We start from the raw sequence: 9893 nt of genomic DNA on the forward strand, positions 1-9893 counted from the left end.
TGGGGGAAGACTTACTGCTCCGCCAGCGCGCGCAAGCGGCTGAGCGCCCGGTGCTGGGCCACCCGGACCGCGCCGGGGGACATGCCGAGCATCTGCCCGGTCTCCTCGGCCGTGAGGCCGACGGCGACGCGCAGCAGCAGCAGCTCCCGCTGATTCTCCGGCAGGTTGGCGAGCAGCTTCTTGGCCCACTCGGCGTCACTGCTGAGCAGCGCCCGCTCCTCGGGCCCGAGCGAGTCGTCCGGCCGCTCGGGCATCTCGTCCGAGGGCACGGCGGTCGACCCGGGATGCCGCATCGCGGCCCGCTGCAGATCGGCGACCTTGTGCGCGGCGATCGCGAAGACGAAGGCTTCGAAGGGCCGCCCCGTGTCCCGATAGCGCGGCAGCGCGAGCAGCACGGCGACGCAGACTTCCTGCGCGAGGTCCTCGACGAAGTGCCGCGCGTCCCCGGGAAGTCGGGAGAGCCGGGTGCGGCAGTACCGCAGCGCGAGCGGGTGGACGTGGGCCAACAGGTCGTGTGTGGCCTGCTCGTCCCCCTCGACGGCGCGTAGGACGAGGGCACCGATCACCGTCGTCTTGTCATCGCGCATCGGTCCATGGTGCCTTGGCGCCGACGGATCCGTGGCACCGCGTCCGTTGTTGTGCACTGAAGCGTTATGAGCGGGTGCGCTGGAACTCATCTCCCGCACCCTCCCCTCCCGCTCGGCCGACTCGTCCCCAAGGAACTCCACACCTCAAGGATGCGGCATCGGCGGCGAAGCGCCACAAGCCGCTCCCGAGGAGGGCGCTGACGGGCCTCCATGGCCCCGCCCGCCGCACGGCGGGCGGGAAACACCATGCCCCCGCCAGAGCCCGCTCAGCGAACCAGACCCCAACGGAAGCCGAGCGCCACCGCGTGCGCCCGGTCCGAGGCGCCGAGCTTCTTGAACAGGCGCCTGGCGTGCGTCTTCACCGTGTCCTCGGAGAGGAAGAGCTCGCGGCCGATCTCGGCGTTCGACCGGCCGTGGCTCATCCCTTCGAGGACCTGGATCTCACGCGCGGTGAGCGTGGGCGCGGCGCCCATCTCGGCCGAGCGCAGCCGGCGCGGGGCAAGCCGCCAGGTCGGGTCGGCGAGGGCCTGTGTGACGGTCGCGCGCAGCTCGGCGCGCGAGGCGTCCTTGTGCAGATAGCCGCGGGCCCCGGCGGCGACCGCGAGGGCGACCCCGTCCAGGTCCTCGGCGACCGTGAGCATGATGATGCGCGCTCCGGGGTCGGCGGAGAGCAACCGCCGCACGGTCTCCACGCCGCCCAGTCCGGGCATGCGTACGTCCATCAGAATCAGGTCCGAGCGGTCGGCGCCCCAGCGGCGGAGGACTTCCTCGCCGTTGGCCGCTGTCGTCACGCGCTCGACGCCGGGCACGGTCGCGACCGCGCGGCGCAGCGCCTCTCGGGCGAGCGGGGAGTCGTCGCAGACGAGGACGGATGTCATGGCCGTCCTCCGCAGCTGATGCGCGTCACCTTGAGCCTCCAGGCTGGTACAAGTCGTCACCTGTGCGGTTGACGCACTCGGACACCTGCCCGAGCGCTTGTTCTTTCAACCGCCTCCGCACTCTCAACGACGGTCACTCGAAAGAGTTACGGGGTCAGACAGCCACCTTCGGCACTCTACGTGAGGGCGCGGACACGGCACAGAAGGCGCGGACGGATGCGTCCGCCCACCGGGCTCCGACCGGCTCCCGACCGGCACCCGACCGGCTCAGTCAAGAGCTATGCCCCATTTAGCGGCTTTTCTTCCCTTTTCCTGGTGTCTGTGGCTAGATTCGCAATGAGTCATATTTTCATCTCCTTAGACAGTAGATGTACGGTCATGGGCACCGTATCGGCGTCAGAACGGCAACCAGGAGACACGCAATGGCAGATTTCTCCCGCCTTCCCGGACCGAACGCAGATCTGTGGGACTGGCAGCTCCTCGCGGCCTGCCGCGGGGTGGACAGCTCGCTCTTCTTCCACCCGGAGGGCGAGCGCGGCGCGGCACGGAGCGCGCGCGAGAACTCGGCCAAGGAGGTCTGCATGCGGTGCCCGGTGCGCGCGGAGTGCGCCGCGCACGCGCTCGCGGTGCGCGAGCCGTACGGCGTGTGGGGCGGACTGACCGAGGACGAGCGCGAGGAACTGATGGGCCGGGCCCGCAACCGCCTGGTCACCACCGCGGGCGGCGGCGCCGCCCCCTGAAGGAACGTTTCTGCACAGGCGGGCCAAGCCCCGCACGACTCCGCTACGCACCGGCGGGCTCAGCCCCGCACGGCCGCGCTCAGCGCGCCGCGGCCCGCGCCAGCTCGTCGAGCGTGGCCGCGACCGCCGGCACCTGCGCCAGGTCCGGCAGAGTGAGCGCGACGATCTCCCGCCGCACGGCCGGCTCCACCGTCACCGCGCGGGCCCCCTTCGGACGTACCGACTCGATCGCCAGCTCGGGCAGCACCGCGACGCCAAGCCCCGCCCCGACCAGGCCGACCACGGCCGGATAGTCGTCCGTGGCGAAGTCGATGCGGGGGACGAAGCCCGCGCTCTCGCAAACCTCCACCAACTGCCGCCGGCAGCGCGGACAGCCCGCGATCCACGACTCGTCGGCCAGCTCACCGATCGTCACGCTCCGCGCCTTCGCCAGGCGGTGCTCCTCCGGTACGAGGCCGACGAGCCGGTCGGCGAGCAGGGGCCGCACGACCAGGTCCTCCCACTCCTCCGCCCCCGCGGCTCCCGCGTACCGAAAGGCGAGCGCCACGTCGCAGTCGCCCTCGCGCAGCATCTCCACCGAGCGCGGCGGCTCGGCCTCCTCCAGGGAGACGCGAGTGCCGGGGTGCGCGGCGCGCAGGGCGGCGAGCGCGCCGGGCACGAGGCTGGACGAACCGCTCGGGAAGGAGACGAGGCGGACGCGGCCCGCGCGCAGCCCCGCGATGGCGGCGACCTCCTCCTCGGCCGCGGTGAGCCCGGCGAGGATGCCCGCGGCGTGCCGGACCAGGGCCTCGCCCGCCTGCGTGAGGCGCATCTCGCGGCCGGTGCGGATCAGCAGCGGCGTGCCCGCCGACGCCTCGAGGGCCTTCATCTGCTGGCTGACGGCGGGCTGGGTGCAGCCGAGCTCGCGGGCCGCCGCCGAGAAGGAGCCGGTGGCGGCCACGGCGCGCAGGACACGGAGATGACGGGCCTCGATCATGAGGCGAGCATAAGCGACGCTTGGGCCTGCCGCCCAATATTGCGTGGCGGCTTTGAGGAGCGCTCGCTTAGCCTTTGCGGCATGAAGCTTCTCTCCGTGAACGTGGGCCGCGCCAAGTCCGTCGACTACACCGATACCCCCGGCGGAAGAACAGGGATCGACAAGGAACCCGTCGACGGGGCCGTCCGGGTGACGGCGCCAGGGCCGAAGGGCACCGGCGGCAGCGGCCTCAGCGGCGACACCATCTGCGACCTGAGCCACCACGGCGGCAACGACCAGGCGGTGTACGCCTTCGCGCGCGAGGACCTCGACGAGTGGGAGCGGCTGCTCGGCCGGACGCTGCGCAACGGCGGCTTCGGCGAGAACCTCACGACGTCCGGGGTGGACGTGAACGGTGCGCGGATAGGCGAGCGTTGGCGCGTCGGCCCGGACCTGCTCCTCGAGGTGACCTCCTCGCGCATCCCGTGCCGTACGTTCCAGGGCCACGTGGGCGAGAAGGGCTGGGTGCGGCGGTTCACGCAGACCGTGCTGCCGGGCGCCTATCTGCGGGTCCTCGAGCCCGGCGAGATCCGGGCGGGCGACCAGGTCGAGATCGTGCACCGCCCGGACCACGAGATCACCGTCGCCCTGCAGTTCCGGGCGGTGACGACGGAGCGGACGCTGCTGCCGCGCCTCCTCGACGCCGGGGACGCGCTGCACCCCGAGTCGACGGCGAGGGCACTCAAGTACCTCAAGACCACTGGGCAGCAAGGAAGCTGACGCCGGGTCGGTGCCGCGCCGGGCGCCCGGGGCCGGGCTCGTGGCGCGGGGACGGTCCGGTCCTCACTAGCCTTGGTCCATGACTACGGCTCTCATCACGGGTTCGACCGCGGGCATCGGCGCGGCCTTCGCGCGGCGCCTGGCCGCCGACGGCCACAACCTCGTCCTGGTGGCGCGCGACACGAAACGGCTGCGGGAGCAGGCGACCGAGCTGCACGACCGGCATGGCATCGAGGCGGAGGTGCTGACCGCCGACCTCTCCACGGAGGACGGCATCGCGGCCGTCGAGGAGCGCCTCGCCCGCCGTCGTGACGGGGTCGACCTGCTGGTCAACAACGCCGGCTTCGGCAACAAGGGCCGCTATCTGGAGGTCCCGCTCGCCGACGAGCTGACGATGCTGAAGGTGCACTGCGAGGCGGTGCTCCGGCTGACGTCGGCGGCGACGGAGGCCATGCGCGAGCGGGGCCGCGGCGGCGTGGTCAACGTCGCCTCGGTCGCGGCGTTCGTGCCGCGCGGGACGTACGGCGCGTCCAAGGCGTGGGTCGTGCAGTTCACGCAGGGCGCGGCGCGGGACCTGGAGGGCTCCGGGGTGCGGTTGATGGCGCTGTGCCCGGGCCTGGTCCGTACGGAGTTCCACGAGCGGGCCGGCATGGGCACCGACAACATCCCCAAGTGGATGTGGCTCGACGCGGACAAGCTGGTCAAGGCGGCCCTGGCCGACCTGGCCCGCGGCAAGTCCCTGTCCGTTCCGGACCCGAGGTACAAGGCCATGATGGGCTTGGTGAAGGTGACGCCGAGGGCACTCATCGGCGGCGTGACGTCACGGACGGGCCGGAAGTACGGCCCGAAGTAGGAACGCGCCCCAATAGGCACGCGCCCCAAAGGGGCGCGGGGAACTGCGCGAGGACGGACCACGCCCCGCAGTCGGCAACGCGACAGCACCAGGCAGACGCGAAGCCGCGAGACGGAAACCGGAACGACCGAGGCCCGACCCCCCGCGACGGGGAGTCGGGCCTCAGCGACCGCTCAGGTCAGCCGACGGCTCGGGTCAGTGCGAGTGACCGTGACCGTGGCCCGCCTCGGGCTCCTCCTCGGCCGGCTTCTCGACGACCAGCGTCTCGGTCGTGAGCAGCAGGGAGGCGATGGACGCGGCGTTCTCCAGCGCGGAGCGCGTCACCTTGACCGGGTCGATGACGCCGGCCTTGACCAGGTCGACGTACTCGCCGGTCGCGGCGTTGAAGCCGAAGCCCTTGTCCAGCTCCGCCACCTTGGTGGTGATGACGTAGCCCTCGAGGCCGGCGTTCTCGGCGATCCAGCGCAGCGGCTCGACGACGGCGCGGCGGACGACGGCGACACCGGTGGCCTCGTCGCCGGTCAGGTCGAGGTTGCCCTCGAGCACCTTCGCGGCGTGCACCAGCGCGGAGCCACCACCGGAGACGATGCCCTCCTCGACCGCGGCGCGGGTCGCGGAGATGGCGTCCTCCAGACGGTGCTTCTTCTCCTTCAGCTCCACCTCGGTGGCGGCGCCGACCTTGATGACGCACACGCCGCCGGCCAGCTTCGCGAGGCGCTCCTGGAGCTTCTCGCGGTCCCAGTCGGAGTCCGTGGCCTCGATCTCGGCCTTGATCTGCGCGATGCGGCCCTCGACGTCACCGGAGTTGCCCCCGCCGTCGACGATGGTCGTGTCGTCCTTGGTGATCGTCACGCGGCGGGCGGTGCCGAGCACGTCCAGGCCGACCTGGTCGAGCTTGAGGCCGACCTCCTCGGCGACGACGGTGCCGCCGGTGAGGGTGGCCATGTCGCCGAGCATCGCCTTGCGGCGGTCGCCGAAGCCGGGGGCCTTCACCGCGACGGCGTTGAAGGTGCCGCGGATCTTGTTCACGACCAGGGTCGACAGGGCCTCGCCCTCGACGTCCTCGGCGATGATCAGCAGCGGCTTGGAGGAGCCGGCCTGGATGACCTTCTCCAGGAGCGGCAGCAGGTCCTGGATGGAGGAGATCTTGCCCTGGTGGATGAGGATGTACGGGTCCTCGAGGACGGCCTCCATGCGCTCCTGGTCCGTCACGAAGTACGGCGACAGGTAGCCCTTGTCGAAGGCCATGCCCTCGGTGAAGTCCAGCTCCAGACCGAAGGTGTTGGACTCCTCGACGGTGATGACACCGTCCTTGCCGACCTTGTCCATCGCCTCGGCGATGAGCTCGCCGACCTGCTGGTCCTGGGCGGAGAGCCCGGCCACGGCGGCGATGTCGGACTTGTCGTCGATCGGACGGGCGGTGGCGAGGAGGTCCTCGGAGACCGCCTTGACCGCGGCGTCGATGCCCTTCTTCAGGGCGGCCGGGGAGGCACCGGCGGCGACGTTGCGCAGGCCCTCCTTGACCAGGGCCTGGGCGAGCACGGTGGCGGTGGTGGTGCCGTCACCCGCGATGTCGTTGGTCTTGGTCGCCACCTCCTTCACCAGCTGGGCGCCGAGGTTCTCGTACGGGTCCTCGACCTCGACCTCGCGGGCGATGGTGACACCGTCGTTGGTGATGGTGGGGGCGCCGAACTTCTTGTCGATGACGACGTTGCGACCCTTGGGGCCGATCGTCACCTTGACCGTGTCGGCAAGCTTGTTGACGCCGCGCTCGAGGGCGCGACGGGCGTCCTCGTCGAACTTCAGGATCTTCGCCATGGGAGCGGTTCAGCCCTCTCGGAAACTCGGGGGGTCCGGGGGGAACCCCCGGGAAACATGCAGCAAACGCATCGCGCCCCTCGCCGCCCGGCAATCAGCGGGGTGACCAGGGGCGCAGCGCAAGCAAAAAATCTGCAGATGAAGCAGGTACGACTACTTCTCGATTACTTCTCGATGATCGCGAGCACGTCGCGGGCCGAGAGGACGAGGTACTCGTCGCCGTTGTACTTCACCTCGGTGCCGCCGTACTTGCTGTAGAGCACGACGTCGCCGACCTTCACGTCGAGCGGCAGGCGCTCGCCGTTCTCGAAGCGGCCCGGACCGACGGCGAGGACAGCACCCTCCTGGGGCTTCTCCTTCGCGGTGTCCGGGATGACCAGGCCAGAGGCCGTGGTCTGCTCGGCGTCGAGCGGCTGGACCACAATGCGGTCCTCAAGCGGCTTGATGGCAACCTTGGAGCTGGCGGTCGTCACGATCCGACCTCCCCCTTCGGAGATCTCGCGGGGTTAACTGATCTGAGGTGGCGACCAGGTCGATCCGTCGTCGCGGGTGCCGGACCTGCCCGTCGCTGTTGGCACTCTCCAGTGGGGAGTGCCAGGCCCGAGACTAGGACGACGATTAGCACTCGGTCAAGCGGAGTGCCAATGCGGCGGCTTTACGGGGGGTCGGCGCGGGGCGCCGGGGCCGGGGCCGCGGGTCCCGCGCCCGGACAACGTCCGGGCCGCGCGCCGGGTTCCGCCCGCGTGTCGGGTCCCACCCGCCCGCCTGGTTCCGCTCCCGCGCGGGCACCGGCTTCCGGGTGTGCGCCGGCTTCCGCGTGGGGCGAGGCCGCGCCGGGGCTCCGCCCGCTTCCGGGGCGCTCGGCCCGCGCGTCCGTGCCCGGCCGCACGCAGCCCGGTGAGGGCCCGGCCTTCTTCGAGGGCATCTTTTCGGCCGCCTTGCGTCCGAGCCGTTCGATCGGGTCGACGGACTGCGCGCAGCCGGTGAGCAGGAACAGCGCCGCGGCCGCGGCCGCCATCCGGGCCCGCGCGGGCCCGCGGCCCCGCGCGGGCCGGTTCACAGGTAGTCCTCGAGGCGCGCCACGGCGTACCCCTTGGCCGTGACCGTCTTCAGGACCGTGCGGACCATGTCCGGCATCGTGCCCTTCCAGTCCTCGCGGCCGCGGAAGTGCGTGAGGATGATGTCGCCCGGGTGCAGGTCCTTGTCCCATTCGCGCCACTCCATGTGGTCGGCGAAGCCCTCGGACGCCCACAGCGGCACCGCCCTGACGCCGCAGGTCTTCGCGGCGCGCAGGGTGTCGCGGTTGTAGTTCCCGTACGGCGGCCGGAACAGCTCGGGCCGCTTGCCGTACCGCTTCTGGATCAAGTCCTGCATCCCACAGATCTCCCGCCGCTGCCCCTCGTAGGAGAGCCCCGGCAGATAGCGGTGGTTGAGCGTGTGGTTGTTCAGTACGACGCCACGCTTCTGCATCCGCTTGAAGTACCCGTAGTCCTCCTTGACCAGGTAGTCGCTGAGGAACGCGGTGTACGGGATCTTCAGGTCGGTCATCATCCGCAGGAACGCCGGGTCCTTCTCGGCGCCGTCGTCGACCGTCAGGAAGACGACCTTGTCCTTGGTGGGGATGGTGGTGAACACCGGCGGCAACTGCGCCTGCCCCTCGACCTCGAAGCCCTTGCGGGTGGTGAGGCGCGGCTTGACGGCGGGCGCGGGCGGCGCGGCCAGCGGGGTGCTCGTGAGCCCCCAGCGCTTGGCCGCGGCGGCCCGCGCGGCCTGCTTCGCCCGGAGGTCGTCGGCGTACTCCCGCATCGCGTCGGCGGGCGGGCCGTGGGCGCCGGCGCGCCCGTCGGCGTCGGAGGCGCAGCCGGAGGCGATGGCGGTGGCGACGACGGCGGCGCTGAGGGCCCCGGCGGCGAGCTTGCCCTTCGCCGGCCTCTTCCCCGGCCTCCGCGCGGATTGTTCGTTTTGTCGTACTAGTCGCATGGCGCCGGATCCTCGCAGTCCGGCTGTCGCGCGCCGGGCCGACACCGCCGCCGTACGCGCACCTTCCACCGACTGGCCCACAATGGGCGGCGTGAACGATCCGCTTGCCTCCTTCGCCGCGCTCCGCACCGACGAGGGCCGCGCCCTCCTCGAAGCCGTACGGGACGTCGAACCGAGCCAGGAGCTGGCGGCCGCCACCCGGCTGCGCCGCGATCACCCCGCCGAGCTGGTGTCCGCCGCGCTCGCGCAGGCGCGGTTGCGGCAGCGGGCGGTCGCGAAGTTCGGCGCCGCGGACGCCGCCCGCATGTTCTTCACGCCGAACGGCGTCGAGCAGTCCACGCGCACGTCCGTGGCGACGTACCGCGCGCGGCGCTTCAAGGCCCTCGGCGTGCGCTCCGTCGCCGACCTCTGCTGCGGCATCGGCGGCGACGCGATCGCGCTCGCGCGCGCCGGGGTCGCCGTCCTGGCCGTCGACCGTGACCCGCTGACCTGCGCGGTCGCCCGCGCCAACGCCGAAGCCCTGGGCCTGGCCGACCTCATCGACGTCCGCGAGGCGGACGTCACGGACATCGACACGTCCTCGCACGACGCCGTGTTCGTGGACCCCGCCCGGCGCGGCGGGCGCGGCCGCATCTTCGACCCCGAGGCGTATTCGCCGCCGCTCTCCTGGGCCGTCGAGGCCGCCCGGAAGGCGCCGCGCGCCGCCCTGAAGATCGCCCCCGGCATTCCGCACGACGCCGTGCCCGCCGAGGCGGAGGCCGAGTGGATCTCGGACGGCGGTGACGTGAAGGAGGCCGTCCTCTGGTTCGGCGGCGGCGCGCCCGCCTCGCACCGGGCCACGCTGCTGCCCGCCGGGGACACCCTGGTCTCCCCGCTCGCCACGATGCTCCCCGACCCGGGTGTCCGGGCCGTCGGGCGCTATCTGTACGAGCCCGACGGGGCCGTCATCCGCGCCCACCTCGTCGCCGAGGTCGCCGCACGCGTCGGCGGCGGGCTCATCGACGAGACCATCGCGTACGTCACGTCCGACGCGGCCGTCGCCACGCCGTACGCCACCGCCTACGAGATCACCGACCAACTGCCGTTCAACGTCAAGAAGTTGAAGGCGTTGCTGCGGGAGCGGGGGGTCGGTGTCCTCACCGTGAAGAAGCGCGGCTCGGCGGTCGAACCGGAGGAACTCCGCCGCAAGGTGAAGCCCCAGGGGCCTGGGTCCGCCACGGTGTTCCTCACCCGGGTCGGGGGCGCCCCCACGATGCTGGTGGGGCGCCCGGCCGCGTAACCCGAACTGGGGGCTCCGCCCCC

General features: G+C 71.8%; 10 protein-coding genes. 4 read left to right on the forward strand and 6 right to left on the reverse strand.

Translation table 11 applies throughout. The features are described from left to right. Positions 1–11: 11 nt before the first annotated feature. Positions 12–587: a sigma-70 family RNA polymerase sigma factor gene (locus STRAU_RS22650; RefSeq protein ID WP_016642708.1), complete on the reverse strand. Its 576-nt coding sequence runs from the start codon at positions 585–587 to the stop codon at positions 12–14. A 266-nt stretch (positions 588–853) separates the two neighbouring features. Then, positions 854–1465: a response regulator transcription factor gene (locus STRAU_RS22655; RefSeq protein ID WP_003948568.1), complete on the reverse strand. Its 612-nt coding sequence runs from the start codon at positions 1463–1465 to the stop codon at positions 854–856. Between the two features lie 422 nt (positions 1466–1887). Here STRAU_RS22655 and STRAU_RS22660 point away from each other — a divergent pair, with 422 nt between their 5' ends. Further along, entirely contained in the window at positions 1888–2205 is a 318-nt protein-coding gene (locus STRAU_RS22660; RefSeq protein ID WP_016642709.1) for a WhiB family transcriptional regulator, read from the forward strand. Between the two features lie 79 nt (positions 2206–2284). On the opposite strand, the gene STRAU_RS22665 is transcribed toward STRAU_RS22660, so the two are convergent. Continuing rightward, positions 2285–3181, reverse strand: coding sequence for a LysR family transcriptional regulator (locus tag STRAU_RS22665; protein WP_016642711.1), 897 nt, complete (start codon positions 3179–3181; stop codon positions 2285–2287). Between the two features lie 81 nt (positions 3182–3262). Between STRAU_RS22665 and STRAU_RS22670 the strand changes: the two genes are divergently transcribed. Further along, the gene (locus tag STRAU_RS22670; RefSeq protein WP_016642710.1) at positions 3263–3940 is read left to right on the forward strand and encodes an MOSC domain-containing protein; all 678 of its coding nucleotides are present in this window, start codon (positions 3263–3265) and stop codon (positions 3938–3940) included. Positions 3941–4019: 79 nt separating this feature from the next. Continuing rightward, positions 4020–4793, forward strand: a complete 774-nt coding sequence (locus STRAU_RS22675; protein ID WP_016642712.1) for an SDR family NAD(P)-dependent oxidoreductase — start codon at positions 4020–4022, stop codon at positions 4791–4793. A 195-nt stretch (positions 4794–4988) separates the two neighbouring features. Here STRAU_RS22675 and groL read toward each other — a convergent pair whose 3' ends face one another. From groL to STRAU_RS22695, 3 genes are all read right to left on the reverse strand, one after another. Next, the gene (gene groL, locus STRAU_RS22680; RefSeq protein ID WP_016642713.1) at positions 4989–6611 is read right to left on the reverse strand and encodes a chaperonin GroEL; all 1623 of its coding nucleotides are present in this window, start codon (positions 6609–6611) and stop codon (positions 4989–4991) included. Between the two features lie 164 nt (positions 6612–6775). Beyond that, a complete protein-coding gene (gene groES, locus STRAU_RS22685; RefSeq protein ID WP_004955293.1) occupies positions 6776–7084 on the reverse strand; it encodes a co-chaperone GroES in 309 nt (102 codons plus the stop codon). Positions 7085–7667: 583 nt separating this feature from the next. After that, positions 7668–8591, reverse strand: coding sequence for a polysaccharide deacetylase family protein (locus STRAU_RS22695; RefSeq protein WP_037661200.1), 924 nt, complete (start codon positions 8589–8591; stop codon positions 7668–7670). An 82-nt stretch (positions 8592–8673) separates the two neighbouring features. Here STRAU_RS22695 and STRAU_RS22700 point away from each other — a divergent pair, with 82 nt between their 5' ends. Next, entirely contained in the window at positions 8674–9870 is a 1197-nt protein-coding gene (locus STRAU_RS22700) for a class I SAM-dependent methyltransferase (RefSeq protein WP_016642716.1), read from the forward strand. The last annotated feature ends 23 nt before the right edge of the window (positions 9871–9893 follow it).

Source organism: Streptomyces aurantiacus JA 4570, from assembly GCF_000414115.1.
Lineage (GTDB): Bacteria > Actinomycetota > Actinomycetes > Streptomycetales > Streptomycetaceae > Streptomyces > Streptomyces aurantiacus_A.

Coding starts and splice junctions, on each gene's coding strand:
- STRAU_RS22670 (WP_016642710.1), top strand. CDS start 3,263: ATGAAGCTTCTCTCCGTGAACGTGGGCCGCGCCAAGTCCGTCGACTAC.
- STRAU_RS22665 (WP_016642711.1), bottom strand. CDS start 3,181: ATGATCGAGGCCCGTCATCTCCGTGTCCTGCGCGCCGTGGCCGCCACC.
- STRAU_RS22675 (WP_016642712.1), top strand. CDS start 4,020: ATGACTACGGCTCTCATCACGGGTTCGACCGCGGGCATCGGCGCGGCC.
- STRAU_RS22660 (WP_016642709.1), top strand. CDS start 1,888: ATGGCAGATTTCTCCCGCCTTCCCGGACCGAACGCAGATCTGTGGGAC.
- STRAU_RS22700 (WP_016642716.1), top strand. CDS start 8,674: ATGGGCGGCGTGAACGATCCGCTTGCCTCCTTCGCCGCGCTCCGCACC.
- groL (WP_016642713.1), bottom strand. CDS start 6,611: ATGGCGAAGATCCTGAAGTTCGACGAGGACGCCCGTCGCGCCCTCGAG.
- STRAU_RS22695 (WP_037661200.1), bottom strand. CDS start 8,591: ATGCGACTAGTACGACAAAACGAACAATCCGCGCGGAGGCCGGGGAAG.
- STRAU_RS22650 (WP_016642708.1), bottom strand. CDS start 587: ATGCGCGATGACAAGACGACGGTGATCGGTGCCCTCGTCCTACGCGCC.
- STRAU_RS22655 (WP_003948568.1), bottom strand. CDS start 1,465: ATGACATCCGTCCTCGTCTGCGACGACTCCCCGCTCGCCCGAGAGGCG.